This window comes from Pseudomonas asplenii (assembly GCF_900105475.1).
In the GTDB taxonomy this organism is placed as follows: Bacteria; Pseudomonadota; Gammaproteobacteria; order Pseudomonadales; family Pseudomonadaceae; genus Aquipseudomonas; species Aquipseudomonas asplenii.
Map to the genome: position 1 here is coordinate 551,874 of NZ_LT629777.1, position 26,344 is coordinate 578,217.

Here is a 26,344-nt window from a genome sequence, read left to right on the forward strand (position 1 = left end):
GACTCCCTCTTGAGTAACACGATGATGCCAGCCAAGGCCTGCCCATCGGCTCCTCAACGGGCCTGAGACCATGAAGCCAGCAGCGTACGGATCTGGGCGAACGGCACGGGTCGGCAGTACAGGTAGCCCTGCATGACACGGCAACCGAGTTCCAACAGCAGCTCGGCCTGTTGCAGGGTTTCCACGCCCTCGGCCACCAGTTCGAGGCCCAATGCCTGGCCCAGCTTGATGATTGCCTCGACAATCGCCAGGTCGCTCTTGTCGGTGAGCATGTCGCGCACGAAGCTCTGGTCGATCTTCAACACGTCGATGGGGAAACGCTTGAGGTAGGCCAGGCTCGAATAGCCCGTGCCGAAATCGTCGATAGCTACGTGCACGCCCAGCGCCTTGAGCGCCATCAGGGTTTCACGGGCATTGTCGGTATCTCGGGCCAGTACGCCTTCAGTGATTTCCAGCTCCAGCCACTGCGGGGCAAGGCCGGAATCGCGCAGGATGTCCTTGACCATCCCCAGGAACGACGCTTCTCGGAACTGCACGACACTGATGTTCACGCTGATGCAGATGGGGAAACCCTCTTGGTGCAGTTTGCGCGTTTCCTTGCAGGCCTGGAGCATCACGTATTTGCCGATGGGGATGATCAGCCCGGTTTCCTCGGCCAGCGGAATGAAGTCAGAGGGCGAAACCAGATTGCCACCGCCATCGCGCCAGCGAATCAGCGCCTCCATGCCCGCCACCCGGTGTTCGCGGACGTCGACCTTGGCCTGATAGAACACCTCGAAGACGCCATCGTCGATGGCTGCGCGCATGTGCCGCTCCAGCAGATGCCGGGCACGCATGCCGCTTTCGATGGCCGGAGAAAAGAACTGGTAGCGGTTACGCCCGGCCTGCTTGGCCTGGTACATCGCGGAATCGGCATGGCGATAGAGCGATTCCAGGTCATCGCTGTCCTCCGGGAACACCCCGATGCCGATGCTGGCACTGAGGTCGTAGCGATTGCCTTGCAGCGAGAACGGGTTGGAGATGCTCGCCAGCACCTGGTCGGCAAAGTCGCCCACCGCCTCGAAGCTGTCGACTTCCGACAACAGAATGATGAACTCATCGCCACCCTGGCGGCTGAGTGTGTCCATGCTGCCGAGGATCATCGACAGGCGCGTGGCGACGTATTTGAGCATCTGGTCACCGACCGAATGCCCCATGGCGTCGTTGATGGCCTTGAAGTTGTCCAGGTCCAGCAGCAGCATCGCCAGCCGCCCGTGATTGCGCCGGGCCATTTTCAGCGCCTGTTCCGCGCGGTCCCGCAGCAGCATGCGGTTGGGTAGCCCGGTGAGGGAGTCATGATTGGCCAGGCGCTTGGCTTCGTTGCGCAGAGTGAGATGGGCGTTGATGTGGGCCCGGGCCACGGGCAGGTTGAGGGGTTTCTGGATGAAGTCGATGCCGCCGTAGCCCAGGGCCTGCAGCTCGTAGTCGGCCTGGGCGTGGGAGGTGACGAAAATCACTGCGGCGTCGGACAGTTTGGGGTCGGCTTTCAGCGCCTTGCAGACCTCAAAGCCACTCATGTCCGGCATGACGATATCGAGCAGGACCACATCCGGACGAAACTGGCGGGCCACCCGCAAGGCTTCCTCACCGCTGCTGGCAACATACACCTGCGCCAGGTCCCGGACCGACTCACTGAGAATCAGCGCATCGGTTGTCTGGTCATCGACAATCAGGACAACTGGAGCGGGGTTGAAGGAGTTTTCACGCATTCCTTGCTCCCAGGCAATTCCTTGCTAACTCATGATCGAAGGACGCCGACGGCCTCCCGCCCCCGGAGCCAGCGCAAGGCCTGCGGCACCTCTGGCGCGGCAAGGCAAATCACACATTTATTGGTTATAGCGCAGACAAGGTAGATAGCCACCCCGGAAGCTGGGATTGCGCTGCAAAAAATGATCGCTCAGCGCGCTTCGCCCAGCAGCCCCAACTCCTGCGCACGCGCCACGGCCTGAGTCCGCCGCTCCACACCGAGCTTGCTGTTGATATGACTGGCATGGGTTTTCACGGTATGCAGCGAGATGAACAACTGGTCGCTGATTTCCTGGTTCGAACAGCCCTGGGCAATCAGGTGCAGCACCGCCAGCTCACGGGTGCTCAGTTGTTCGGTCGGAGGCATAGGCTCGACCGGCCCGCGCACCGTCTGAACCGGAAGCCGCTCCAGCAGGCTCTGGCGCAGGAGCGTATCCGGCCCCGATAGCAGTTGTTCACGCATCCAGTCGGGATGGTTCAAGAGCAGGGCCTGGAACGGCAGCAAGGCGCCCCCTCTGCCCGCTTCGACGGCACGGGCGAACAGCGACCGGGCCAAGGACTCCTGCCGCTCGGCCAGGGCCAGCATGACCCGTTGATTCCAGGCCTGGATGCAGAGCAGTTGCCCGCCACTGGCCTGGCCCTGCGCTACCAACTGGTCCAGGCGCTGACAGGCCGCATCGGACTCGCCCTGGTGTACATCGAGTTGTGCCTGCTGCAGTTCGATATGCGCTGGCAACTGCGGCTGGAACTCCGGTGCGGCGGCCGGCTGGCCGCCGTTGTAGGTCTGCCCCAGGCGGGCGAGCCAGGCTTCGGCCAGATCGATACGCCCCTGGGCCAGCCACAACTCGCATTTGACCAGGGTGATCATCGCCAGGTAGTAGATCGGTGGCACATCCCAGATATGCATCAGGCGCTCGGCTTCGGCGAGTTCGGCGAAGGCCTTGGCGAAATCGCCCTGGCTGCCCTCCTGGCTGGCGATCACGCAATAGCCGATCAGCACACTGATATCGCGGCAGGCCCGCGCCTCATGCAAACCGGCCAACAGACGCTGACGGGCCTGCTCAGGTTGCAGACGCAGGTTCAGCAGATAGCCTTCGTAGAGTGTCAACCGGGCCCGGGCCGCATACAGCCGCTGCGCAGGCAGGCCCTGCAGGCGCTGCAAGCCCTGGCGCACCTCATCGAGTGCGCGCAGCACCTCGCCGCGGGCCTGCAGCACGCGCGCGCGGTCGTAATGGGCCAGCGCCTCGAACAACGGATTGCCGACCCGCTGGGCCAACTCCAGGGATTCGCGGTTCAAACTCCGGGCGCGCCACAGGTCACCTTCGGCAATAGCCAGGTTGGAGAGGGTCGACAGGCACACCAGGCGTTGACCGTAGCGTTTGGGCGGCAGGCTGAGCAGGGCTTCACCGCAATAGGCCAGGGTCCGCTCGCGGTCGCCACGCCCACGGGCGATGATGCCGCTCAGGGCCAGCCATTGGGCCAGCATGGATTTCTGCGCACTGGCCGACGGGGCCGGCAGGAAGTGGCTCAGGTTGCTGGCCAACTCCTGCGCTGCGTCCAACTGACAGGCCAGCCCCAGCGCCCAGGCATACAACACGATCAGTCGTGGCGAACTGATCAGCAGGCTGTCGGGCAGGTCCATCTTCCAGCGCAGCAGCATGCCGATATTCTGTTCGGCCAGCAGTTGCTCTTCGGAAAGGTTCTGCACCAGATTGGCCGCGACATCCAGATGACCGGCGCGCAGGGCCTGCTCCACCGCCTCATCGAGCAGGCCCTGGGCACTGAACCAGCGGCAGGCACGCAAGTGCAGGCTGGCGGGCGGGGCCAGGGTGTTGGCGGCAGGACGGCTGCGCAACAGATCGGAAAACAGGTGGTGGTAACGGAACCAGTGCCCGTGCTCGTCCAGTGGTACGAGGAACACCTGGTGCGATTGCAGGTAATCGAGAATCTGCCCGCTGTCATGGATCTCACGGATCGCATCGCACAGTTCGCGGCAAAACCGCTCCTGAGACGCAGTGTCGTAGAGAAAGGCCTGGACGTGCGTCGGCAGGCAATCGAGCACCTCTTCCAGCAGATAGTCGCGGATCAGTCCCTCCCCGCCATGCAGGACCTGGGGCAAGGCCTCGTCATTGGCCTGCGCCGCCAGCAACCACAAGCGCAGCCCGGCAACCCAGCCTTCGCTGCGCTCGATCAGGGCCTGCAAGGTTTCGTCGCTCAACGAATTGCGGTGCCGGTCGAACAGGGACATGGACTCGCCTGGCGTGAGTCGCAAGTCCTGCTCGTTCAGCTCCAGCAATTGCCGCGACAGCCGCAGGCGCGCCAGGTGCCATTCCGGTCGCTGGCGGCTGGTGACCAGCACCAGCAGTCCCGGCGGCAGGTGGTGAAGGAAGAACTGCAGACAACGGTCCAACACCGGGCCCTGGGCCAGGTGATAGTCGTCAAGCACCAGCAACAGGGGGGCGTGGCTGGAAAGATGAACCGCCAACTCATCGAGCAGGCCGTCCAGCCACTCCTCGAAGGCGAACGGCTGATGACGCTGGCGCATTTTCAACAAACCCAGCGCACGACCGCCCAGGTTCGCAAAGCACTGCTGCAGACCATCGAGCAGACGCTCAAGGAAGCGCCCCGGATCACTGTCACGCGGGCTGAGCCCCAGCCACAGGCTTTGCCACTGGCCCGGCAGGCTCTGACAGAACTCCACTGCCAACGAACTCTTGCCGAAACCGGCGGGGGCGCTGATCAGCAGCAGTCGACCTTCCAGGCCGGCGCCCAGACGCTCGCACAGACGTGGCCGCAGCACATAGCCGTCAGGCAATGGCGGTCGGTAGAAACGTCCTTCCAGCGCGGGTATGGCCGGGCTCACGGGCCCTTGCATACGGAACAGATCAGTCATGGCCGGCTCTTGTCAAAGGCGGTTGTCGGCAAGGCACATCAATGCAGACTAACGAGAAATATCAGCGTACCGAAGGCTTTTTTATCACAAATGTATCGAAATGCCTTCATCTCGAAATATCTAGCCACAGTTTTGCCAGACAAAAAAACGCCCCGAACCAGTCGGGGCGTTCTGACAGAGGATGCGTCTTTGTCTTACAGGAAACTCAACGAACGCCGTCCTGACGCAGCGCAGCGGGCGTGAAGTCGCTGGTGCTGGCGGTGAAGCCGAAGTCGTAGGCCTGCTTCTCTTCGTTCTTCATGCCCAGCGCCAGGTACCGGCCGGACTGCAGGTCGTAGAGGGTTTCCAGGGCGTACCACGGCACTTGCTTGTCGTAGTAGTTCTCAGCATGGGCCTCGGCCACGCGCCACAGTTGACCACGACCGTCGTAGTGATCGATCACCGCGGCCTGCCAGGTGTCTTCGTCGATGTAGAAGTCACGCTTGGCATAGATATGACGCTGGCCTTCCTTCAAGGTCGCGACCACATGCCAGACCCGACGCAGCTCATAGCGCGCCAGGTCCTGGTTGATATGACCCGCCTTGATGATGTCGGCGTACTTGAGTTTCGGATCGTCGAGCTTGTAGCTGTCGGAGGCGATGTACATTTCCTTCTTGCCTTCGAGCTTCCAGTCGTAGCGATCCGGCGCACCGTTGTACATGTCGAGGTTGTCGGAAGTACGCAGGCCATCGGCCGCAGTGCCCGGGCCGTCATAGGAAACCTGCGGCGCACGCCGTACGCGACGCTGACCGGCGTTATAGACCCACGCCGAACGCGGCTCCTTGACCTGATCGAGGGTTTCGTGGACCAGCAGCACCCCACCGGCCAGGCGCGCCGGTGCGGTCACTTTCTGCTTGAAGTAGAACAGGATGTTGCCTGGGTTGGCCGGATCGAAATCCTTCATCTTGTCGCGGAACACGAACTGATCCTGGAAGTACACCAGGCTGTAAGAGCCATTCGCCTGCGGCGTGGCCTGAGTCACCAGGCGCGTCACACTGCCGCCACGATAACGGGTGATGTGGTTCCAGATCACCTCGACACCGCTTTTCGGAATGGGGAACGGGACCGCCGTCTTGAAATTTTCCAGGCCGTTGCCGCCGCTGACCAGGTTGGTCTTGGTGGCGTTTTCCTTGATGGCCGCGAACACATCGTCCGGCACGGTGGCGCCGCGATGGGACGGATACACCGGCATCTTGAAGGTGTCTGGATAGCGTTTGATCATCGCGTACTGACCGGGCGCCAACTGGTTCTTGTACTGCTCGACGTTCTGCGCGGTGATGGTGAACAGCGGTTTCTCACTGGCATACGGGTTGGACAGGAAGCCCTTGCTGTCCACTGTGCCGGCATTCTTCGGCATCGGTGTCCAGGCCGGAATGGTACCGGCGGCGTTAGCGGCTTTTTCCGCGCCCATTGGAGTCAGGGTGGTGCCCAGCTTGGCGGCTTCATCGGCCGTCACGGCGGCCATCACGCTGCTCGCCAGCAGAGACAGTCCGAGTACGCCGACCTGCAACAGATTCTTGGTTATCTTCATATTCTTGTTCTTCCTGAAATTCAGCGTACTTAGAAGTTCACACCGACGCTCAGCGCGACGAAGTCACGGTCATCCACCGTGCTGTAGTCACCGCCGAAGAAGTTGGTGTACGCCAGGCTCGCGGTGTAGGTGTTCTGGTATTCGGCATCGAGGCCCAGGCTGACCGCCTTGCGGCCTTCCTCGAAGTTGCCGCCAGGGCCTGGCGAATAACCTTTCACATCGTGGGACCAGGCCACGTTCGGCTTGAGGTTGATCCCGGCGAAGACATCCGGGTATTCCCAGATGGCCCGGGCGCGGTAGCCCCAGGAGGTGGCGGTGGTGAAGCCGTCGTTGTTGCAGTTGGTGTTCAGGCCATTGGCGTTGGCAAGGCCTGCGCCTTGGGCCGTGGACGTATTCAGCGCGGCGCAGGCGCCGTTGGGCAAAGTGCCCGGACCAAACACCGGGTCACGACCATATCGCACATCTGACTTGCTCTCCAGACCGCCCACATGGGTAACACCGACTTCGCCCACGAGTGTCAGGCGACTAGCCCCCATGACCTGGTCGAAAAAGTGGGTGAACGTCGTCTGGAATTGAGTGATTTCCTTACGGCGATAACCATTCAGATCCTGACCAGGCGCACCAGTGAGCACCGAAGCGTTGCCCAATACCGGGCCGCCCAGAGGCTTCACGCCCGCATACAGGATATCGGTAGTATTCAATTGAACCGGAGCGTTCGGGCGGTAACTCAGCTCACCACTCCAGGCAGTGCCTGTAGGCAGCGTGGTCGAAAAACTCAGACCATATAGACGAATATCCTCCGGATATTCGACGAAATAACTGGAGTTACCCGCGACATAGACCGGGGCCAAAGTGCCGAATGCGGGGGCGGTAAGAAACGCCGCGCGGTTTGCAGCCGTGGCGCTGAAGATCGGCGCGCGACTATGGTAGTTCATGAAATAGGCGCCGAACTCAGTATCCAGCGGCTCATAGTTATAGTGGAACGCGACACCGAACTGACCACTGTCACGCGCATCGCGGTCGCCGGTACGACGAACCAGGGTACCTTCCTCATTGATATCCAGGCCCCGTGCAGTCAACCCCGCGAGGGCAGCCGGACTGGCCGAAGCGATCGTCGAGCGTTTGGCCAGCAGGCGCAGGTTGTCTTTGCAACCGTCCGAAATCACATCAGGCTGCGAGAAAAATGTCCCGCAGTTATCCGTTACCGTCTGGTCCCATTCCAGTTGGTAGAAAGCCTCGGCCGACAGGTTGTCGGTCAGGGTCTGGGACACATAGAACATGTTGACCGGGATCAGGCCTTCCTTGATCTCGGCACCCGGACGGCGGAATGCCGACACATCGACCGGGTTGATGGAGTTGATGCCGCCGCCGATGAAGGTACTTTCCCCCCAGCTCACCACCTGCTTGCCGAAACGCACGGAACCCGGCTGATCGGCAATTGAGTAGTTGTGGTAGACGAAGGCGTCGAGAATCTGCCCGCCGGAAGACTTGGCGCCTTCCTTGCGGTTGTCGTTGCTGACGTTCTTGAAATCCAGATCTTCGTCCTGCAACTTGAAGTCATACCAGTACTTGCCACGCACGAACACACCGGTGTCGCCGTACTTCAGTTCCAGATCATGGATACCCTTGAAGATCTTCGAGAAGGTTTGCCCTGCCTTGAAGTTCAAGTGACCGTCATCGGAGGTCTGCGACAGGCCCTTACCCCCGTTATTGGCACCAATCAGGTTCTTGTTCGGATTCTGGGTCGACCAACTTGCCCCCAACGACAGCGATGAGTCGAAACTCCCCTCGATTTCACCGATGTTGAAACTGACACCAAATGCGGGGCCAGCAAGCGTAGAGGCGAGACTGACGGCCAGGGGCAGCTTCGCCCGGCGCCAGAACTGGTTTACTGAGATCATCGACGCTACTCCATGTGCTTTATTTTTATGGCGGTAAGCACTTTCAAGAACGCCCCGGCACACGGAAAGCCTGCTTCCCTGCTCGTTCGAGGTGGCACGGTCATCGCGCGTGCCTGCTCCGTTATTGAAAATCCCTGAACGGACTATAGCCAGCAGGTAGTACTGCTTGATCCCTCTAAAGTGTGATTTGCAGTCACCAAACACTGTGGCGCAGCCCTTTGACCGCTTCGCCGACATCGGCTCGGCAAGAATGGCTGAAAAAAACGATTTGGCAAGGCAAGCGCTTGCTGGGTGGGGCTCGCCACGCCCTTGCGGGCGTGGCGAAGGGGAGATTACAAGGTGGAGAGGAAGGCGCTGTTGCTTTGTTGCCATTCGGCGATGTCGAGGCGCATACGCTTCTTGTCGAGCTTGCCGACACTGGTCTTGGGAATTTCAGTAACAACGGCGATCTGGCTCGGAATCGCCCACTTGCTCAGGTGCCCCTCCTCGACGAAGGGCTTGAGATGCTCCTTGAGTTCCCGCGCACCGACCTGATGCCCCTCGTGCAACACCAGCAGGGCAAACGGACGCTCGCCCCACTGCGGATCGGCAATGCCCACCACTGCCACTTCGCGTACCGCCGGATGACGACTGACCAGATCCTCAAGAGCGAGGGACGAGACCCATTCGCCGCCCGTCTTGATCACGTCCTTGATGCGGTCGCGGATATCGATCACGCCCATGCTGTCCAGGGTCGCAACATCGCCCGTGTGCTGCCAGCCACCGGCCCAGAGCTGGGCGCCCTTTTCCGGCTCCCTGAAATAACCTTCGCTCAGCCATGGCGCACGCAACACCAGTTCGCCCTGGCTTTCACCATCGGCCGGCAGGAAATTGCCGTCATCATCGATGATCGCTGCCTCGACCAGCGGCCCCGGCACACCGGCCTTGATGCGGTAGGTGGTGCGTTCGTCGTCGCTGCCAGCCATCAGTTCTTCGCTGAGATGGGCGCAGGATATCAGCGGCCCGGTTTCCGACATGCCGTAGGCAGCGGTCAACTGGATGCCACGGTTCTTGGCGATCTCGTACAGCGTACGGTTCAGCGCACTGCCACCGATGACCATCTTCCAGCCCTTGAAATCGGTACCCTGCGCTGCCTTGGCGTTGAGCACCATCTGCAGGATGGTCGGTACACAGTGCGAGAAGGTGACCTTCTCCTTGCGCCACAGCTCCACCAGGTAATCCGGATCGTAGCGTCCGGGATAAACCTGCTTGAGCCCAAGCATGGTCGCCACGTAGGGCAAGCCCCAGGCGTGCACATGGAACATCGGAGTGATCGGCATGTACACATCGTTGGTACCCAGCAGTCGCACGCTGTCGACACTGCCCATGACCGTCGCCACGCCCATCGTGTGCAGTACCAGTTGCCGGTGGCTGAAGTACACGCCCTTGGGATTGCCGGTGGTGCCGGTGGTGTAGAAGGTGGTGGCGACGGAGTTTTCGTCGAAATCCTGGAAGTCGTAGACCGGGCTCGCGGCGGCCAGCAGTTGCTCATACTCCCCGATCAGGTCCGGCAGGTCGGCCGTGGTCGCGTCGGTATCGGTGAGCAGCAGGGTCTTTTGTACCGTGGTCAGTTGCCCGGCAATCGTCTGGTACAACCCGACGAATTCGCTATTGACCAGCACGAAGCGGTCGTCGGCGTGATTCATGGTGTAAAGAATCTGCTCCGGCGACAGACGCACGTTGATGGTGTGGATCACCGCCCCGAGCATCGGAATGGCGAACATGCACTCCAGGTAGCGATGGCTGTCCCAGTCCATCACTGCCACAGTGTCACCCGCCTTGACACCGGCAGCCGTCAGCACGTTGGCCAGGCGGGCAACCCGCTCGGCCAGGGTCGGATAGCTGTAGCGCATCTTGTCGCGATACACGATTTCGCGGGTTTTCTCATAGCGACTGCCGGACATCAGCAATCGCTTGATCAACAGGGGGTACCGATAGGCGCCTTCGGCGGGCGCGATTACACGTGTCTGCAACATGGAGTTCCCTTTCTCTGACTGCACGGTCGTGGCTAAAGATAGGCACTCTAGAGCCGCTACGCACGCGCTAAATCAGCCAAAGGAATGATTTGCAGACGGACGTGAATACTAGCCCCAAGCTAGCATCCACTGCCGAATCCCTGATCAGGCCACTTGCCCGGCGGGTGCATGGGCCGCCGTGCGTGGAAAAACCAGCGCTGCGATGAACGTCAGGCCTGCAAATCCGGCGAGCACCAGGTACAGCCCGACAAACCCCTGGCGTGGTTCGATATAGGCAATCAACGGTATCGCCGTGGCGCTGGCGCCGAAAGACAGGCAGTAACGCAAGGCGAACACCCGCGATTGCCATTGCGGGGCAACGAAGTTGGCGACCATCGCATCGTTCACCGTGACCTGGCCGAACACCACGAACATCAGCGCCGCTCCCAGCACCATCACCGACAACCCATCGACATGCGCCAGGCCGAACAGCAGCGGCGCCTGGCACAGGGTCAACAGCACGAAGGGCCACTTGAGACTGACCCGGTCGATCACCCGGCCGATGCTCAACTGGGCGACTGCACCGAAGGCATAGGCCAGGCTGACGATCAGGCCAAGGGTCTGCGGTGCTGCGAACAGCTCATGCAGGCGCTCCTGAAACAGTTTCGGGTAGGTCATGGTGGTCGCGTTGAATACCACCCCACCGGTGGCGGTGACCAGGGCCAGCACGGCAAAGACCATGACCATCGAGACCTGCCGGCCATTTTCGCCCTTGGGTCGGGCATGGGCGATCAGCGGAATCGGTTCCTCGCGGACCTGCAGGGCAAACAGCACGCCCAGCAGGATCGAGATCGCTCCTGGCAGGATGAATGCCGCACGCCAACCGAGGTACGCCACCAGCAAGCCGGTGACCAACGCCGAAAACGCCACGCCGAGGTTGCCCCACATGCCGTTGATACCGATTTCCCGCCCCCGGTTCTGGGCGTAGCTGACCAGCATCGCCGTGCCCACCGGGTGGTAGATCGCGGCAAAAATACCGATCAGGGTCAACCCCAGCGTCAGCATCGGCGCCGTGCTGGTGAAACCGGTGAAGATCGCCGCAGCACCGATACCGAAAAAGAACAGCAGCATCATGCTGCGTCGACTCCAACGGTCACCCAACCAGCCAGCTGGCAGCGAACAGGCGCCAAAGGCAATAAAACCACCCAGGGACAGGCCGATCAGCTGGGCGAAGTCCAGGCCAAAGCTCTCGCCCATGCCGAGCACGGCCGCCGGGAAGATCAGCATGAACATGTGATCGATCACATGGGCAGCGTTGATGTAGCGGATTACGTTTCTGGATTGATGCATTGCGACACGCCTCACGAAGCTCAAGGGAGTCCCATGCTAGGTTGGCAACAAAACGCATTTGTGCCATATAAGTCATCAAACAAGACAAATCGAGCCCATCGCGCATGCTGATCAGCCACTTCCTCCATGGTCCCGTCAGTGCCTATCCACGGGACTATCCCGATGGAGCCCACCAGGAACTGCATCGACATGCCGAAGCGCAATTGTTGTATGCGGTCTGTGGCGTGATGCGCCTGGTGACGAGCCAGGGCGCGTGGGTCATACCGCCGACCCGGGCGGTGTGGATTCCACCGCAGGTGGAGCATGAGATCTTCATGAGCGGCGAAGTGCGCATGCGTTCCCTGTTCGTCGCCGCCGAACTCTCGCCAGCCAACCTGCAGGGTTGCTGCGTGCTCGCGGTCACACCGCTGCTGCGCGAACTGATCATCCGCGCGGTACAGGGGCCGGAACAGGCTGGTAATCCGCTGATCCAGCAACTGATGCTGGAAGAACTCGCCACCCTGGAGAACCTGCCGCTGCACATCCCGATGCCCAGCGACCGGCGACTGCAACGGATCTGCATGGCCCTGCTGCAAACTCCGACCCACCCCAACACCCTGGAAGACTGGGCGCTGCAGGTCGGTGCCAGCACCCGAACCCTGGCACGGTTGTTCCAGCAGCAGCTACGGATGAGTTTCAACACCTGGCGCCAACAGTTGCGCCTGATGGAAGCCTTGCCACGCCTGCTGGCCGGAGACAGCGTGCAACGCGTGGCCAAGGTCTGCGGCTATGGCAACGCCCGGGCGTTCAGTGCGATGTTCCGCCGGTTGCTCGGGGAGAACCCGCGGGAATATGTCGCCAACCTGAACCAGTTCAGCGCCATCAATGCATCTCGGTAAAGGCCAGTTTCACACCGATGGCGATCAATACCACGCCCATGGTCCGGTCGAACCAGTGCCCCATTCGGGCGAAACCGGCACGGACCCGTTGCTGGCTGAACAGCATCGCCACCAGGCAGAACCACAGTGCGGTCGCCACGGCCAGGTAGACGCCATAGCCGGCCTGGATCGACAAGGGGGTATGCGGGTTGATCACCACGGTGAACAAGGACAGGAAGAACAGCGTCGCCTTGGGGTTCAGGCCATTGGTCACGAAACCCGAAGTAAAGGCGCCACGCGCCGTCCGCTCGCCAGCCGGCGCAGCCAAATCCTCGGCGGCCGGTGCCGCCGGCCTGGCGCGGATCGCCTTGAAACCGATGTACAGCAGGTACGCCGCCGCCAGCCATTTCAACGCGTTGAACAACACGATCGACTGCGACACGATCAGGCCGATCCCCAACAGCGAATAGCCGACATGCAGGAAGATCGCCGTGCCCACCCCCAGCGCCGTCCAGAGGCCGGCGCGACGACCATGGGTCACGCTCTCACGCACCACCACGGCAAAGTCGGGGCCCGGACTGGCCACCGCCAGCAGGTGGATCAGCGCGACGGTCAAAAACTCGGTCAGGTACATGGACACGCCTGTGGACTCCTCGGTATCTGAATAGGTCATCTGGTAGGCTGGCTACCTTACGCCTTCACTCGACAGCACAAAAGGTACAGTTGATGAGCCATCCTCGCCGCGCGGTATTTCTCGATCACCCTTCCCTGGACCTCGGTGATCTCGACTTCGAGCCGCTGCGCGAGTGCTTCGATGAACTGCGGCTGTGCAGCAGCACCACCGCGCAGAACGTGCTCGAACACCTGGCCGGGGCCAGCGTGGCCATCAGCAACAAGGTCCCGCTGACTGCCGAGACCCTGGCCGCCTGCCCTGATCTGAAGCTGGTCCTGATCTCGGCCACCGGCACCAACAATGTCGACCTGGCAGCCGCTCGGGCGCAGGGGATCACTGTCTGCAACTGTCAGGGCTACGGCACTCCGTCGGTGGCCCAGCACACGCTGATGTTGCTGCTGGTCCTGGCGACCCGCCTGAACGACTACCAGAAAGCCGTGGGCGAAGGCCGCTGGCAGCAGGCGACGCAGTTCTGCCTGCTGGACTTCCCGATCGTCGAGCTGCAAGGCAAGACCCTCGGCCTGCTCGGTCATGGCGAACTGGGCGGGGCGGTAGCGAAGCTGGCCGAGGCGTTCGGCATGCGTGTGGTACTGGGACAGATTCCCGGTCGCCCGGCACGTGAAGACCGCCTTCCCCTGGCAGAGCTGCTGCCGCAGGTCGACGCCCTGACCCTGCACTGTCCGTTGAACGAACACACCCGGAATTTCATCGGCGCCGCCGAGTTGGCCCTGCTCAAACCCGGAGCGTTTGTGGTCAACACCGCGCGCGGCGGCCTGATCGACGAGCAGGCGCTGGCCGACGCCCTGCGCGGCGGCCACCTCGGCGGTGCGGCGACCGACGTGCTCAGCGTCGAACCACCGAGCAATGGCAACCCACTGCTGGCCGGCGATATCCCGCGTCTGATCATCACTCCGCACAATGCCTGGGGCAGCCGCGAGGCCCGGCAACGCATCGTCGGCCAACTCGCGGAGAATGCCCGGGGCTTTTTTGCCGGAGCAGCGTTGCGGGTCGTCAATTGATAGACTGGCGGACTTTTTTTCAGGGAGCAGACCATGGATCCGCGCAGTGAAGTACTGCTTCGTCAGGCCGAATATTTCCAGGGCAACCTGCTGTTGGTCGGTCTGCCCGCCGACGACCTGCTCGGACACTTGCCCAACGCCCATGGCTGGTGCTGGCATGCCGGTGACCAGGCTGCGCTGGAGGCCCGCTTCGCCGGTCGCAGCCACTTTGGCGTGAGTCCACACGAAGCGACGTTCGACGCCGCCGTGGTGTTCCTGCCCAAATCCCGCGAACTGGCCGACTACCTGCTCAATGCCGTCGCCGCACGGCTGCCCGGTGGCGAGGTTTTCCTCGTCGGCGAAAAACGCGGCGGTATCGAAGGCGCGGCCAAACAACTGGCGGTGCTCGGCAAACCGCGCAAGCTCGACAGTGCCCGGCATTGCCAGTTGTGGCAAGTCACCGTGGTCGAGGCTCCGCAGGCCAAACCGCTGGAAAGCCTGGCCAGGCATTACCAGTTGGATCTGGCCGAGGGCCCACTGACGGTCGTCAGCCTGCCCGGGGTGTTCAGCCATGGTCGGCTGGATCGTGGCACGGCGCTGCTGCTCGAACACCTGGACAATCTGCCCAACGGCCCGCTACTCGACTTCGGCTGCGGCGCGGGTGTGCTCGGCGCCGCGGTGAAACGTCGTTATCCGGACAACCGCGTCATCCTGCTCGACGTCGATGCCTTCGCCGCCGCCAGCAGTCGCCTGACCCTGGCGGCCAACGGTCTGGAAGGCGAGGTGCTGACCGGCGATGGTATCGATGCCGCGCCGCTGGAACTGCGGGCGATCCTGAGCAATCCGCCGTTCCACACCGGGGTGCATACCAACTATCAAGCCAGTGAAAACTTGCTGAAAAAATCCGCCAAACATCTGCAAAAAGGCGGCGAACTTCGGCTGGTTGCCAATAGCTTCCTGCGCTACCAGCCACTGATCGAAGAACACCTGGGGAGCTGTGTAACCCAGGCCGAAGGAGACGGTTTTCGAATCTACAGCGCCAGGCGCGGCTGAAAAATAAACGCTTGCGCAATGGATTTTGCCTAGGCAGAATCCGCTCCGTCCTAGGGGAGTAGTCTCCCACGAGCGCCACGCTCGTCCGGCATGCGTCAACATACTTGGTCCTCAGACCATGGCGCATGCGACCCACGGTTCGCACAGACGAACCCGGGGTTTGACAAGACCTATGACACGCACACCTTACCCGGGGCGGGAAGGCTGTACGTGTCATAGCCGTGTCGACCCGCCCCTTAGGAAAACCTGATGCTGGATTCTCTCCTCGTTCCCACCGCAATCGTTGCCCTGGCCGAAATCGGCGACAAGACGCAATTGCTCGCGCTCATCCTGGCAGCTCGTTTTCGCAAACCCTGGCCGATCATCGCCGGTATCGTTGCCGCGACCCTCGCCAACCATGCTGCGGCTGGCGCAGTAGGTGCCTGGTTCGGCAGTTTCTTCTCCAACTCGGTCTTGCACTGGATCCTGGCTGCGAGCTTCACCGCCACTGCGCTGTGGACACTGGTCCCGGACAAGATGGACGATGACGAAGCCAGTACCGGCCGCAAGTTCGGCCCGTTCCTGACCACCTTGATCGCGTTCTTCCTCGCCGAAATCGGCGACAAGACCCAGGTCGCCACGGTGATGCTGGCGGCGCAATATCCGGAGCTGTGGCTGGTGATCATCGGCACGACCCTGGGCATGCTGATCGCCAACGTACCGGTGGTGCTGGCCGGCAACTTCGCCGCCGACAAGCTGCCACTGACGCTGATCCGTCGCCTGGCCGCCTCGGCGTTCTTCATCCTGGCGATCGTCGCGGTGTACAAGGCGATGCAGAGCAGCGGCTGGATCTAGAGGCGATGCCCTCCCCCTGCTTGCTGGGCAAGCAGGGGCGAAGGCTTGTGTGGCGAGCGGACTCAGCTGGCAAGGGGTGGAGTGACCTACAAACTACCGATTCATGTGGCGAGCGAGCTTGCCCGCTCGCCACAGCTCCCCTGCAACAACGAGGGCATGAGCCTCAGGACTTGCGGGCCTGCTGGTACAGCGGCATGACCTTGGGAATCGCCGCCTGCAGCGAGGCGATACGGTTGCTGGAGGCCGGGTGAGTGCTCATGAACTCCGGCGGCGCGCCTTCAGAAGCCTTGCTCATCTTGTTCCACAGCGTGATGGCCGCGTTCGGGTTGTAACCGGCGCGAGCCGCCAGTTCCAGGCCGATCAGGTCCGCCTCGTTTTCATTCTCGCGACTGTTGGGCAAGGTCATGCCGTAGTTCGCCACGGTATCGGCCAGCGCCAGGCTGTCCTGGCCCAGGCCGAACAACGCGCCAGCACCCTGCTTGGCCATCTGGATCCCGTAGGCCTTGGACATCGCCTCACGCCCATGCTCACGCAGGGCATGGGCAATTTCATGGCCCATCACCGCAGCAATCTCGTCGTCGGTCAGCTTGAGCTGGTCGATCAGGCCGCTGTAGAAAATGATCTTGCCGCCAGGGCCGCAGTTGGCGTTGAGTTCATCGCTCTTGATCAGATTGACTTCCCATTGCCACTGGGCCGAATCCGGACGGAAGTTCGGCGCCTGCGCAATCAACCGATCGGCAATGGCCTGGACCCGCTTGGCATTGGCGCTGGTCTTGTCCAGCACGCCCGAGCCCTTGGCCTCACCCAGCGTCTTCTGGTACGACTGGGCGTACATCTGATCGACTTCCTGACTCGACAACATACTGAACATATATTGTTGGCGCTGCACCCCAACGGCACCACCATTGGTGGTATTGACCGCCTGGCACCCGGCCAGCAGCAGTCCCGTCGTCAACGCACACAAAACCAATCGTTTAGTCATGAACACTCTCCCTGAAAACTGCCGGCTATCCTAGGCGGGGATTTGTATCAAATCCAGATACAAAAATTCTGTAATCCCGAATTTCAGACAAGCTTCAACATTTGCAGGAAAAAATTCACGATCAGCGGCACGACGAGACACCTCGAGCCTGAATAATGCTTCATTTACGACACGGACGAATTCAAAACAGTCATTTGCATCGCCTACCCTCATGTCCGCCCGCAGCTTTGCCGATACTTCCGAAGAGACGTCACCTACCGCGTCCGGAGCCTCCATGAAATTCAAGTCGATTCAATTTTCCGTCGCGGCCCTGGCCGGCGCCATCGTCCTCAGTGTGGTCGCAGCGCTGGTGATCTATGCCCTGGTGTCCGGGGCCAAGACCCAGGAGAAGGTGCAGCAGCGCACCCAGGAACAGTTCGAGCAGGTGATCGAACAACGCCTCGACGCGCTGGCCAGGACCCAGGTCAGCCAGATCCAGCGCGAACTCGAAGCGCCCTTGCTGATCGGCGCGGGTTTGGTACATGTCAATGCACTGCTCGGCAGCCAGGACGCCGACGGCAAGCCACTGCTGAACATCAGCCGTGAACAACTGATCAACCTGATCAAGGAAAACCTCCAGCAGAACCCCAAAGTGCTTGGCGCCTACATCGGCTGGGAAAAAAACGCCCTGGAGCACAATGATGCAGACTACGCCGATAACGCCAAGGCCGGGTCAGCCAAGGACGGGCGTTTCCTGCCCTGGTGGTTCCGCAACGACGACGGCAGCCTGGGTTTCTCGACCCTGGTGGATGTGGACGACCAGAAAGTCCTGTCCACCGGCGTAAGAGCCAGCGAGTACTACCTGTGCCCCAAGGAAACCGGCAAGACCTGCGTGATCGACCCGGCCCCCTACAAGGTCGGCGACAAGATCGTGATGCTCGCCTCCTTCATCCAGCCGATCATGCTCAACGGTGCGTTCCAGGGCATCGTCGGTGCCGACCTGTCGGTAAACTTCATCCAGGACATGCTGGTGGCGGCCAACCAGAAACTCTACAACGGCGCCGGTAACATGACCCTGGTCGGCACCAATGGACGCCTGGTGGCTTACACCAAGGACCCGAGCAAATTCGGTGAGAAACTCAGCGACATTCTCGATGCCGACAAGGTCGCGGCCATGGGCCGGCTCAATCGCGGTGAAGTGACCTACAACATCGACAAGACCCAGGGCATCATCGAACTGTACCTGCCCTTCGGCATCGGCCAGAGCGATGCGCGCTGGACCCTGATGATGCAACTGCCGATGAACGCGGTGATGGCCGACCTGCACAAACTCCAGGGTGAACTGAACGAACAACGCAAGGCCGACGTGTTCGGCATGGCAGTGGTCGGTCTGGTCATCGCTGCGCTGGGCTTGCTGGTGATCTGGCTGGTTGGCCACGGTATCGCCCGGCCGCTGCGCCAAATGGTGGCCATGCTCGACGATATCGCCCAGGGCGAAGGCGACCTGACCCGCCGCCTGAGCAGTGACCGCGCCGACGAACTCGGCTCCATTGCCAAGGGCTTCAATACCTTCCTGATCAAGTTGCAGGCGATGATCACCCAGGTGGTGACTTCGGTGCAGAGCGTCAGTGATTCCTCCGAACACACTGCCGACATTGCGATCCGCACCAACCTGGGCGTACACAAGCAAATGGCCGAGATCGACCAGGTGGCGACCGCCGTGCAGGAGATGACCGCGACCGCCCAGGATGTGGCCCGTAATGCCACCCAGGCCGCGCAAGCCGCCAGCCATGCCGACATGGCCGCCAGCGACGGCATGCGTATCGTGCGTGATACGTCCACCTCCATCGGTAACCTGGCCCTGGAGATCGGTCGTGCCGTGGGCGTGGTGCAGACCCTGGCCAGGGACAGCGAGAACATCAACGCGATCCTCACTGCCATTCGTGGCATCGCCGAGCAGACCAACCTGCTGGCACTCAACGCGGCGATCGAAGCCGCCCGCGCCGGAGAACAGGGCCGTGGTTTTGCCGTGGTGGCCGACGAGGTACGCAACCTGGCCCAGAAGACCCAGCAGGCCACCGAAGAAATCCAGTCGATGATCCAGCAGTTGCAGCAAGGCACCCGCGAAGTGGTCAGGGTCATGGAGGACAGCCAGCACAAGACCGACGAAAGCGTGCAGCACGCGGCCAAGGCCGCCCAGGCACTGGAGACCATTACCCAGGCGGTGTCGGTGATCAACGACATGAACACCCAGATCGCCAGTGCCGCCGAGGAGCAGAGCGCTGTGGCCGACGATATCAACCGCAACGTGATCAACATCGGCCAGGTGGCGAACGAAGTGGCCGGCGGCGCCGACGAATCGAGCACAGCCAGTGCACAACTGACCAAGCTGGCCGAGCAGCAGCGACGCCTGATCAATCAGTTCAAGGTCTAGCCCCTCTGAAACACTCCACCTGTAGGAGCCGGGCTTGCCCGCGAAGCTTTTGACGGCCTCAAGGCCCCTTTCGCGGGCAAGACCGACGCCTACAGGACTTTGACTTCCCCCGACAGGACTTTGGCTTCAACACCCGGAACGGCCCCGACAGGACATCAACCCGGCGTCAGGCACTCCGGCGCATTGAGCTTCGGATCATTCACCAGGTTGGCCAACAAACGCTCGCGCAACGGCTTCTGCGGGCTGGCCAACAACCCCTGCAGCACATGCAGCGGAGTATCCTCAGCCAGCCAGGCGGCCTGCCCCGCCTCGTCGAGAATCAGTGGCCGCCGCTGACTCGACACCGGCTGCGTCACAACTGCGGTACTCAACCAGACCTGCTCCTGCACCGGGTACGCCTCCCAGATCGCCGCGAAAAACAGGCTGGAGCCTTCGGCGGGCGTCAGCCAATACGGGCGCTTGCGCTGCGTGCCACGCCATTCGTAAAACCCGTTGGCCGGCAACAGGCAGCGCCGTTCGCGAAACGCCTGGCGAAACATCGGCTGCTCGGCCAGGGTCTCGGCCCGGGCATGGGCCGGCGTGCGCGACAGGTCGGTCAGCCAGGCCGGCGTCAAACCCCAGCGGGCACGGGCCAGCTCACGTTGTCCGGCGTTGGCACGCAGGATCAGCACCGAATCGTTGGGCGAAATATTCCATTGCGCCTGCTGGTCGGCGGGAAAGCCGGGCAAGGCCGCAAAGGCGGGGTTCCAGCGAAACAGGGCAAAACGTCCACACATGGGGCAATACGACTCGTTCGGTAACTCGATCAGGGATCAGGGGCGACTAGCAAAGCAGCACCCCGGCAACAAGCTCCGGCTCATCGCCCGGCAGCGGCAGCGCGGCATTGTACGCGGCGATCAGTTCACGTGCGTACTGCGCCTGCTCATTCTCCACCGCCAGAGCCAGCAGACCGAACACCGGCAACTCTCCCGCACCACCCAGCAGGTCGCGCCCGACCAGGTGCGCCTGCACGCCTTCGCTGGCGAGCATGCCTTGCAGCAGCTCGCCCTCCATCAGGTTTTCCGGTTCGTAGATGCGTTGCATCGAGGCGCCCTCGTCACTCGTTTTCCGTGTGGACGTCGAGCATCCACTCCTGACCATCGGTCTGCAGCGTGAACACGATCGGCCGGCAACACACCGGGCAATCCTCGATATAGGTCTGGTCGCCACCGGAAAGATCCAGCACGGCCTCGGCCTCCTCACCACAGTAGGGACATGAGTAGTACTCAGTTTCCAGCATCGCGGCCTCCGAAGGTGACTTGTGCGTATAATCGCCGGTCTATTTATAAGGCTGATGAGTGATCCTGGCCTTATTTTTACGATCAGGCTTTATTATTTATCACTCAACCCTCTACTTACCCTAGCCGTTTCCAACAAGAGAGCATGATGGGCGAATTTGATGCCATCCGGCCTTACGACGACTCCGAAGTGCCAGCCGTGCTGGCCCGGTTGCTCGGCGACAAGGCTTTTCTGGATATTCTCACGCATTTCCGTTTCCCGCGCCTGGTCGGTGCCTTCGGCTGGTTGCTCAGACCCCTGATCGCCTATCGGCTGCGGCGTGAGTTCGCCGGCGTCCAATGCGTGGCAACCCTGCAGGACAAGATCGAAGTCTACGTCGACAACACCATCGAACGGGCCACCGATGGCGTGACCTATACCGGCGTCGAGCAGTTCAAGTCCGGGACCGCCTATCTGTTCCTGGCCAACCATCGCGACATCGTCATGGACCCGGCCTTCGTCAACTACGCCGTCTACCATGCCGGCCTGCCGACGCCACGCATCGCCATCGGTGACAACCTGCTGCAGAAACCGTTCGTCAGCGACCTGATGCGCCTGAACAAGAGTTTCATCGTCCATCGCTCGATCAGCGGACGGCGGGAAAAGCTGGCGGCTTACCAGTTGCTGTCGGCCTACATCAACCATTCGATCCGCAACGACTGCCAGTCGATCTGGATCGCCCAGGCCGAGGGCCGGGCCAAGGATGGTGACGACCGTACCGAGTCGGCCATCCTGAAAATGTTCCACATGAGCCGCAAGGATGAACCGTTCGCCGAGGTCATCCGCTCGCTGAACCTCACCCCGGTGTCGATCAGCTACGAATACGATCCTTGTGACCAGGCCAAGGCCCGCGAGCTGTACATCCGCGCGACCACCGGCAGCTACAGCAAGGCGCCGGGCGAAGATGACGTCAGCATTGCCAAGGGCATCACCGGCTACAAGGGCCGGGTGCATGTGAACTTCGCCAAACCGCTGGACGGGGAGTTCGAGGACACCAAGGTCCTGGCACAGGAAATGGATCGGCAGATCCTCGCTGGCTACCGCCTGTTCCCGGTGCATTACCTGGCCTACGCGCAATGGAGCGAAGCCGATCCGCAACTGCAGGTGCCCAAGGCCGCCGAGCTGTTTGCCACCGAGGAATTGAGCAAGGCCCAGGCCGAGTGGCAGAGCCGGCTGGATGCCTGCCCGGTCGAGCATCAACCGTACCTGGTGCAGCAATACGCGACCCCGGTGCGCAACCAGTACCGCGTCAAGGCCGGCCTGCCACTGTAGCCACAGTGGCCGCCGGTCGTTCCCCTAAAACCGGGTGCTGATCCAGGACATCAGCAGCGCCACCGCCAGGCAGGCAAAACCGAACCGGTAGAAAAACCGGTTCGCCCGCTGCACCCGTGAGTCAAGCAACAACAGGGGCTGGTCGATCGACCGCCCTTCGCTTTGTGTCTCCAGCTGTTCCAGCGCCCGTTGCTCCCGACGACGCGTGAGCTGCAACAGCCACGCGCCAGGACACGCCACCAGCAGTGCAAACAGATTGAGCCACTTGCCCGGATGGCCGGCGAATGCGCCCCAGATCACTTGCAACGACATCATGAACCCTCGGATGAACCAGCGCCTTTCGAACTCCGGACAAACGGCAAAGAGCCGTTGCCGCGCACGCTGGTATGGGAACACCCCTGCGTTACAGTTTCCTGTGTCCGGTCTCGGACAATTTACGGATTAATTTGCGCTGTCACCTGAACGTCACCTTAACAGGCCACCCTGTCGCCCTCGAACCTTCACGGAGCTTGTCATGCTGCACGCCAACAACCAGGATCGCCTCTACCTGATCGCCCCCAGCGATGAACAGGAAGCCCTGGTGGACGCCATGTCGTTCAACGTCCAGGACCGCCACTGGCTGGTCTATTGCGCCCTCGGCGGCCATCAACATGCCGACCTGCCCGAAGCCGACCTGACGACCGGCGTGAGCCTGCTGGACTTTCATATCGAAGCCGCGTGATAACAGGCAGGCAATAAAAAGCCCGGCTTCGACAGCCGGGCTTTTTCATGACTGCGTCGGGTTACTGGCTCAGCAACCGACCGATGCTCGGGTCCTTGAAGACCCGGGTCAGCGCATCGCTCAATACGTCGCTGACCAACTTGGTGTTGGTCTGCTCATTGGGTGCCATGCCGAAACGCTGATTCATCGAAGCGCCGTACTGACCGCTGTAGCGCTGGTTGGCGTTGGTCACGTCGGAACGGAAATTGGCGCCGATGGTGGCCTCGGTCACGTAGGTGGTGTCCTTCGGCGACTGATAGGTCAGATCAGACAGGGTCACGGTCAGGGTCGGCGCATTCATGGCATTCGGCGTCGGCGTGAAGCCCAACAGGCGTACGGCCGCGTCGGCCTGGGCCTGCAGCTTGGGTATCAGATCGGCGCCCTGAACGGTAATGGAGCTGGTTTCAGGATAAAGGCCACCACGGGTACCCAATACCGGCGAACGACGACCGTCGACGACCCGGACCACGACCTGCTGACCATGACCCACCGGGGCCAGCTGGGTAGTGAGCGTGGGTTGCGGGCTAAGCTGCTGAGGACTGTTGGCACAGCCGACCAGGGTCAGGCTGGTCACAGTGATCAAACCAAACAACAGGCGTTGCAACATGCTCATCTCTCCAAGGACTAGGCACAATCAGGCCATCAGTATAGCCGTGCACGGGCGCCGCTAACCAGACATCGCCCGACACGCCCCCCGCTATCCACCTTTGAGCCCCTTGTCACATTTAATTCACCGACCTTACATGACCGCGTAACCGCCCTGCTCCAGCATCCGTTCCATCACGAAACGATGGGTGGTTCGGCAATGGAATTCCTCTGGCAGCTATTCTTCGCTCGCAAGCCCAAGCGCAGCTTCGCTCGACTCGATGCCGACGGTCGTTGCCAGGCCTTCAAGCAATGCGAGCTGCCGCCCACCGGCGATGGCTGGATCGAAGTCGAGAAGATCCACCTGGCCTGGATGCACCAGCCACTGCCCGCCAACGCCCGTGTCAACCCACGTGCACAACACCCACGGCGCGCTCTGCCGTTGACCATCTGACCGGACGGCTAATAAAAGTCATTCAACAGGGTCATTTCTGCGCATTTCTTGGTTACAATCTGCCCCCGATTATAAGGACGTCTCCTGATCGGGCCTCGCAGTATCGCTGATGCACCTGCATTGGCTCCCCCGCACCGCCCACAGAGAGCCGCCCACACAGATCGAGTGAAGTCGGTGTGCTTGCTGTTGAACCTGCAAACCACCGGTTTACCGAATCTGCCAGAGCTGCCCTTGCGCTCGTTCACTGAGCTGTTTGCCCGTACGCCAGCCTTTTTCCGGCCGGCACATGCTTCGCGGGCCCGGTGACAGGCCGTGGCAGCCCTTTTTTGAGGTTCACGTCTTCAAAAGAGCGTGAAAAAACGGGTATTCACTACTTCACGAGAGTGTGGCGAGCAAATGAAAAGTTTTGCGTCTGGAAATGCACCATTAGCGTCCTTAACGACCCAATCACACAGGACCCGATATTCCCAGGCAGGTGCTTGAGGCCTGTCCGCCTACGGATTTGGTTGCACGATCGGATGCCCTCGGCCATAAGTCGAATTGCCGGCGGTCGCTTGAAATGCGTTCATACGCATCCCAAGCCCACCGACAGCATCCGCTGAAGTTGCAAAGAATTGCGAAAAATCGGACATGGCAAACCTGACCATGAGTGACACCGGGCTGAAGTGGCCCTGTCAATTCCTGGCGGCCATGCCGTCAATGTGGTGCTGCAGATTTTGGAGACGCGTTAATGGCGCATAACGAAGCAGTCGATGTGGTCCTGGTTGGGGCCGGCATCATGAGCGCGACCCTCGCGGTGCTGCTCAAAGAGCTCGACCCCGCGATCAAGCTGGAAGTCGTCGAGCTGATGGACTCGGGTGCCGCGGAGAGTTCCAACCCGTGGAACAACGCCGGGACCGGCCACGCCGGGCTGTGCGAGCTGAACTACACGCCACAGGCCGCCGACGGTTCTGTCGACATCAAGAAAGCCGTGCACATCAACAGCCAGTTCGAGGTGTCCAAGCAGTTCTGGGCCTACCTGGCCCAGAAAGGCGCATTCGGCTCGTGCAAATCGTTCATCACCCCGGTACCGCACCTGAGCTTCGTCCAGGGCGATAAAGGCATCGCTTTCCTGAAGAAGCGCTTCGAGGTGCTGCACCAGCACCACGCCTTCGCCGATATGGAATACACCGAAGACCGGGCGAAGATGGCCGAGTGGATGCCGCTGATGATGCCGGGGCGTCCCGCAGACGAACCCATCGCCGCCACCCGCGTGATGAAAGGCACCGACGTCAACTTCGGTGCGCTGACCCAGCAGTTGCTCAAGCACCTGACCAGCGCCCCGGACACCCAGGTCAAATACTGCAAGCGCGTGACCGGCCTCAAGCGTAACGCCAACGGCTGGACCGTGAGCATCAAGGACGTGAACAGCGGCAGCAGCCGTGAAATCGATGCCAAGTTCGTCTTCCTCGGCGCCGGCGGCGCGGCCCTGCCCCTGCTGCAGGCCTCGGGCATCGAGGAAAGCAAGGGCTTCGGCGGCTTCCCGGTCAGTGGCCAGTGGTTACGCTGCGACAACCCGGAAGTGGTCAAGCATCACCAGGCCAAGGTCTACAGCCAGGCCGCCGTCGGCTCGCCGCCGATGTCCGTGCCGCACCTGGACACCCGCGTGGTCGATGGCAAGAAGTCCCTGCTGTTCGGACCGTATGCCGGTTTCACCACCAAGTTCCTCAAGCACGGCTCGCTGATGGACCTGCCGCTGTCGGTTCGCGCCGGCAACATCGGCCCGATGCTGGCCGTGGCCCGCGACAACATGGACCTGACCAAGTACCTGATCAGCGAAGTGATGCAGTCGATGGAGCAACGCCTGCAATCGCTGCGACGCTTCTACCCCGAGGCAAAAGCCGAGGACTGGCGTCTGGAAGTGGCCGGCCAGCGGGTGCAGATCATCAAGAAGGACCCGAAGAAAGGCGGCATCCTGCAGTTCGGTACCGAACTGGTCGCGGCCAAGGACGGATCGCTGGCCGCCTTGCTCGGCGCCTCGCCAGGCGCCTCGGTGACCGTGTCGATCATGCTGGAACTGATCGAGCGCTGCTTCGCCGACAAGGCCAAGGGTGAATGGGCCGCCAAGCTCCAGGAAATCTTCCCGGCACGGGAAAAGGCCCTGGAAACCGATGCGGCGCTGTATCGCCAGATCAATGCCCGGAACAACATCAGCCTGGAGCTGGTGGAGCCGAGCAGCGAGACCGAAAGCTACGCCTGAAGTGATCGCACCATGAAAAACGCCCCGGCCTGTTGAGGTCCGGGGCGTTTTTCATGGGCTGTGGAAAACTCAGCCGCGAGCGTTGTTGATCAGCTCGATGTAGTCCTGCGCGTGACGCTGGTCCTGGATCAGCGTCACGAAGTCCCGGCCCTGCTCGTCCTTGCCGTCGAGGTCATGGCCGGCTTCCTTGAAGAACACCAGGAAGCGCTCGAAGTCGTCGATACGCAGGCCACGGTAGGCCTTGATCAGCTTGTGCAGGGACGGCGAAGTCGCATCGGCCGGCTCGAAATCGAGGAACAACTTGATCTGCGCGTCGCCGATCTCGTCACCAATCACCTGTTTCTTGTCTTTGCGCATTACCGGCTCCAGCCACAGATATTACACGGGGCGGGCAGTTTACCCCCGCATCTGCTC

At 61.5% G+C, this 26,344-nt stretch carries 23 protein-coding genes, 1 pseudogene and 1 riboswitch; of the genes and pseudogenes, 10 read left to right on the top strand and 14 right to left on the bottom strand.

Annotation, left to right across the window (positions count from 1 at the left end; genetic code table 11):
• Positions 1-53: 53 nt before the first annotated feature.
• From BLU37_RS02535 to BLU37_RS02560, 6 genes are all read right to left on the bottom strand, one after another.
• Positions 54-1,748, bottom strand: a complete 1,695-nt coding sequence (locus BLU37_RS02535) for a two-component system response regulator (protein WP_090202146.1) — start codon at positions 1,746-1,748, stop codon at positions 54-56.
• A 188-nt stretch (positions 1,749-1,936) separates the two neighbouring features.
• The gene (locus BLU37_RS02540; RefSeq protein ID WP_090202147.1) at positions 1,937-4,678 is read right to left on the bottom strand and encodes a LuxR C-terminal-related transcriptional regulator; all 2,742 of its coding nucleotides are present in this window, start codon (positions 4,676-4,678) and stop codon (positions 1,937-1,939) included.
• Positions 4,679-4,883: 205 nt separating this feature from the next.
• Entirely contained in the window at positions 4,884-6,248 is a 1,365-nt protein-coding gene (locus BLU37_RS02545; RefSeq protein WP_090202148.1) for a DUF1329 domain-containing protein, read from the bottom strand.
• A gap of 29 nt (positions 6,249-6,277) precedes the next feature.
• Positions 6,278-8,149, bottom strand: coding sequence for a DUF1302 domain-containing protein (locus BLU37_RS02550; protein ID WP_090202149.1), 1,872 nt, complete (start codon positions 8,147-8,149; stop codon positions 6,278-6,280).
• A 332-nt stretch (positions 8,150-8,481) separates the two neighbouring features.
• Positions 8,482-10,164: a fatty acid--CoA ligase gene (locus tag BLU37_RS02555; RefSeq protein ID WP_090202150.1), complete on the bottom strand. Its 1,683-nt coding sequence runs from the start codon at positions 10,162-10,164 to the stop codon at positions 8,482-8,484.
• A gap of 144 nt (positions 10,165-10,308) precedes the next feature.
• A complete protein-coding gene (locus tag BLU37_RS02560) occupies positions 10,309-11,493 on the bottom strand; it encodes an MFS transporter (protein ID WP_090202151.1) in 1,185 nt (394 codons plus the stop codon).
• Positions 11,494-11,597: 104 nt separating this feature from the next.
• On the opposite strand from BLU37_RS02560, the gene BLU37_RS02565 reads away from it, so the two are divergent.
• The gene (locus BLU37_RS02565; RefSeq protein ID WP_019360577.1) at positions 11,598-12,371 is read left to right on the top strand and encodes an AraC family transcriptional regulator; all 774 of its coding nucleotides are present in this window, start codon (positions 11,598-11,600) and stop codon (positions 12,369-12,371) included.
• Here the strand turns inward: BLU37_RS02565 and BLU37_RS02570 are convergent.
• A complete protein-coding gene (locus BLU37_RS02570; RefSeq protein ID WP_090202152.1) occupies positions 12,355-12,984 on the bottom strand; it encodes a LysE family translocator in 630 nt (209 codons plus the stop codon). The genes BLU37_RS02565 and BLU37_RS02570 overlap by 17 nt on opposite strands.
• Positions 12,985-13,076: 92 nt before the next feature.
• On the opposite strand from BLU37_RS02570, the gene BLU37_RS02575 reads away from it, so the two are divergent.
• The 3 genes from BLU37_RS02575 to BLU37_RS02585 all read left to right on the top strand — a co-directional run bounded on the left by BLU37_RS02575 (position 13,077) and on the right by BLU37_RS02585 (position 15,908).
• Complete coding sequence (locus tag BLU37_RS02575; RefSeq protein WP_090202153.1) at positions 13,077-14,042, top strand: 2-hydroxyacid dehydrogenase; 966 nt, start codon at positions 13,077-13,079, stop codon at positions 14,040-14,042.
• A 33-nt stretch (positions 14,043-14,075) separates the two neighbouring features.
• On the top strand, positions 14,076-15,074 hold the full coding sequence (locus BLU37_RS02580; protein ID WP_090202154.1) for a class I SAM-dependent methyltransferase: 999 nt from the start codon (positions 14,076-14,078) through the stop codon (positions 15,072-15,074).
• Between the two features lie 40 nt (positions 15,075-15,114).
• Positions 15,115-15,236, top strand: a riboswitch (yybP-ykoY riboswitch).
• Between the two features lie 87 nt (positions 15,237-15,323).
• Entirely contained in the window at positions 15,324-15,908 is a 585-nt protein-coding gene (locus BLU37_RS02585) for a TMEM165/GDT1 family protein (protein ID WP_010452533.1), read from the top strand.
• Between the two features lie 163 nt (positions 15,909-16,071).
• Here BLU37_RS02585 and BLU37_RS02590 read toward each other — a convergent pair whose 3' ends face one another.
• Positions 16,072-16,890, bottom strand: coding sequence for a M48 family metallopeptidase (locus tag BLU37_RS02590; RefSeq protein WP_010452532.1), 819 nt, complete (start codon positions 16,888-16,890; stop codon positions 16,072-16,074).
• Positions 16,891-18,244: 1,354 nt separating this feature from the next.
• Between BLU37_RS02590 and BLU37_RS29795 the strand changes: the two are divergent.
• Together BLU37_RS29795 and BLU37_RS29800 are read left to right on the top strand one after the other, a co-directional pair.
• Positions 18,245-18,445: pseudogene (locus tag BLU37_RS29795) on the top strand (HAMP domain-containing protein); the annotation flags it as partial.
• A gap of 114 nt (positions 18,446-18,559) precedes the next feature.
• Positions 18,560-19,303: a methyl-accepting chemotaxis protein gene (locus BLU37_RS29800; RefSeq protein WP_408003668.1), complete on the top strand. Its 744-nt coding sequence runs from the start codon at positions 18,560-18,562 to the stop codon at positions 19,301-19,303.
• Between the two features lie 155 nt (positions 19,304-19,458).
• Here the strand turns inward: BLU37_RS29800 and BLU37_RS02605 are convergent, their stop codons facing one another.
• From BLU37_RS02605 to BLU37_RS02615, 3 genes are read right to left on the bottom strand one after another with little or no spacing between them, the layout of a single operon-like run.
• Positions 19,459-20,079 (bottom strand): SOS response-associated peptidase, encoded by a 621-nt coding sequence (locus BLU37_RS02605; RefSeq protein ID WP_090202157.1) that lies wholly within the window; start codon positions 20,077-20,079, stop codon positions 19,459-19,461.
• A gap of 46 nt (positions 20,080-20,125) precedes the next feature.
• The gene (locus BLU37_RS02610) at positions 20,126-20,386 is read right to left on the bottom strand and encodes a putative signal transducing protein (RefSeq protein ID WP_090202158.1); all 261 of its coding nucleotides are present in this window, start codon (positions 20,384-20,386) and stop codon (positions 20,126-20,128) included.
• A gap of 13 nt (positions 20,387-20,399) precedes the next feature.
• A complete protein-coding gene (locus tag BLU37_RS02615; RefSeq protein WP_010452524.1) occupies positions 20,400-20,582 on the bottom strand; it encodes a CPXCG motif-containing cysteine-rich protein in 183 nt (60 codons plus the stop codon).
• A 143-nt stretch (positions 20,583-20,725) separates the two neighbouring features.
• On the opposite strand from BLU37_RS02615, the gene BLU37_RS02620 reads away from it, so the two are divergent.
• Positions 20,726-21,892 carry a 1-acyl-sn-glycerol-3-phosphate acyltransferase gene (locus tag BLU37_RS02620; protein ID WP_010452522.1) on the top strand — a complete coding sequence of 389 codons (1,167 nt, stop codon included), beginning with the start codon at positions 20,726-20,728 and terminating at the stop codon, positions 21,890-21,892.
• 24 nt (positions 21,893-21,916) lie between these two features.
• Here BLU37_RS02620 and BLU37_RS02625 read toward each other — a convergent pair whose 3' ends face one another.
• Positions 21,917-22,207 carry a hypothetical protein gene (locus tag BLU37_RS02625; protein ID WP_040651806.1) on the bottom strand — a complete coding sequence of 97 codons (291 nt, stop codon included), beginning with the start codon at positions 22,205-22,207 and terminating at the stop codon, positions 21,917-21,919.
• Positions 22,208-22,406: 199 nt separating this feature from the next.
• Here BLU37_RS02625 and BLU37_RS02630 point away from each other — a divergent pair, with 199 nt between their 5' ends.
• Positions 22,407-22,613 carry a hypothetical protein gene (locus BLU37_RS02630; RefSeq protein ID WP_017904795.1) on the top strand — a complete coding sequence of 69 codons (207 nt, stop codon included), beginning with the start codon at positions 22,407-22,409 and terminating at the stop codon, positions 22,611-22,613.
• A gap of 61 nt (positions 22,614-22,674) precedes the next feature.
• Here BLU37_RS02630 and BLU37_RS02635 read toward each other — a convergent pair whose 3' ends face one another.
• Positions 22,675-23,259: a YajG family lipoprotein gene (locus BLU37_RS02635; RefSeq protein WP_010452517.1), complete on the bottom strand. Its 585-nt coding sequence runs from the start codon at positions 23,257-23,259 to the stop codon at positions 22,675-22,677.
• A gap of 198 nt (positions 23,260-23,457) precedes the next feature.
• Between BLU37_RS02635 and BLU37_RS02640 the strand changes: the two genes are divergently transcribed.
• Together BLU37_RS02640 and mqo are read left to right on the top strand one after the other, a co-directional pair.
• Entirely contained in the window at positions 23,458-23,691 is a 234-nt protein-coding gene (locus tag BLU37_RS02640; protein WP_090202159.1) for a hypothetical protein, read from the top strand.
• Between the two features lie 730 nt (positions 23,692-24,421).
• Positions 24,422-25,930, top strand: coding sequence for a malate dehydrogenase (quinone) (gene mqo, locus BLU37_RS02645; RefSeq protein WP_090202160.1), 1,509 nt, complete (start codon positions 24,422-24,424; stop codon positions 25,928-25,930).
• 69 nt (positions 25,931-25,999) lie between these two features.
• On the opposite strand, the gene BLU37_RS02650 is transcribed toward mqo, so the two are convergent.
• The gene (locus tag BLU37_RS02650; RefSeq protein ID WP_010452511.1) at positions 26,000-26,287 is read right to left on the bottom strand and encodes a PA4642 family protein; all 288 of its coding nucleotides are present in this window, start codon (positions 26,285-26,287) and stop codon (positions 26,000-26,002) included.
• Positions 26,288-26,344 lie beyond the last annotated feature (57 nt).

Coding starts and splice junctions, on each gene's coding strand:
- BLU37_RS02615 (WP_010452524.1), bottom strand. CDS start 20,582: ATGCTGGAAACTGAGTACTACTCATGTCCCTACTGTGGTGAGGAGGCC.
- BLU37_RS02540 (WP_090202147.1), bottom strand. CDS start 4,678: ATGACTGATCTGTTCCGTATGCAAGGGCCCGTGAGCCCGGCCATACCC.
- BLU37_RS02585 (WP_010452533.1), top strand. CDS start 15,324: ATGCTGGATTCTCTCCTCGTTCCCACCGCAATCGTTGCCCTGGCCGAA.
- BLU37_RS02620 (WP_010452522.1), top strand. CDS start 20,726: ATGATGGGCGAATTTGATGCCATCCGGCCTTACGACGACTCCGAAGTG.
- BLU37_RS02640 (WP_090202159.1), top strand. CDS start 23,458: ATGGAATTCCTCTGGCAGCTATTCTTCGCTCGCAAGCCCAAGCGCAGC.
- BLU37_RS02580 (WP_090202154.1), top strand. CDS start 14,076: ATGGATCCGCGCAGTGAAGTACTGCTTCGTCAGGCCGAATATTTCCAG.
- BLU37_RS02610 (WP_090202158.1), bottom strand. CDS start 20,386: ATGCAACGCATCTACGAACCGGAAAACCTGATGGAGGGCGAGCTGCTG.
- mqo (WP_090202160.1), top strand. CDS start 24,422: ATGGCGCATAACGAAGCAGTCGATGTGGTCCTGGTTGGGGCCGGCATC.
- BLU37_RS02590 (WP_010452532.1), bottom strand. CDS start 16,890: ATGACTAAACGATTGGTTTTGTGTGCGTTGACGACGGGACTGCTGCTG.
- BLU37_RS02565 (WP_019360577.1), top strand. CDS start 11,598: ATGCTGATCAGCCACTTCCTCCATGGTCCCGTCAGTGCCTATCCACGG.
- BLU37_RS02625 (WP_040651806.1), bottom strand. CDS start 22,207: ATGATGTCGTTGCAAGTGATCTGGGGCGCATTCGCCGGCCATCCGGGC.
- BLU37_RS02570 (WP_090202152.1), bottom strand. CDS start 12,984: ATGTACCTGACCGAGTTTTTGACCGTCGCGCTGATCCACCTGCTGGCG.
- BLU37_RS29800 (WP_408003668.1), top strand. CDS start 18,560: ATGGCCGAGATCGACCAGGTGGCGACCGCCGTGCAGGAGATGACCGCG.
- BLU37_RS02555 (WP_090202150.1), bottom strand. CDS start 10,164: ATGTTGCAGACACGTGTAATCGCGCCCGCCGAAGGCGCCTATCGGTAC.
- BLU37_RS02605 (WP_090202157.1), bottom strand. CDS start 20,079: ATGTGTGGACGTTTTGCCCTGTTTCGCTGGAACCCCGCCTTTGCGGCC.
- BLU37_RS02650 (WP_010452511.1), bottom strand. CDS start 26,287: ATGCGCAAAGACAAGAAACAGGTGATTGGTGACGAGATCGGCGACGCG.
- BLU37_RS02550 (WP_090202149.1), bottom strand. CDS start 8,149: ATGATCTCAGTAAACCAGTTCTGGCGCCGGGCGAAGCTGCCCCTGGCC.
- BLU37_RS02535 (WP_090202146.1), bottom strand. CDS start 1,748: ATGCGTGAAAACTCCTTCAACCCCGCTCCAGTTGTCCTGATTGTCGAT.
- BLU37_RS02630 (WP_017904795.1), top strand. CDS start 22,407: ATGCTGCACGCCAACAACCAGGATCGCCTCTACCTGATCGCCCCCAGC.
- BLU37_RS02560 (WP_090202151.1), bottom strand. CDS start 11,493: ATGCATCAATCCAGAAACGTAATCCGCTACATCAACGCTGCCCATGTG.
- BLU37_RS02545 (WP_090202148.1), bottom strand. CDS start 6,248: ATGAAGATAACCAAGAATCTGTTGCAGGTCGGCGTACTCGGACTGTCT.
- BLU37_RS02635 (WP_010452517.1), bottom strand. CDS start 23,259: ATGTTGCAACGCCTGTTGTTTGGTTTGATCACTGTGACCAGCCTGACC.
- BLU37_RS02575 (WP_090202153.1), top strand. CDS start 13,077: ATGAGCCATCCTCGCCGCGCGGTATTTCTCGATCACCCTTCCCTGGAC.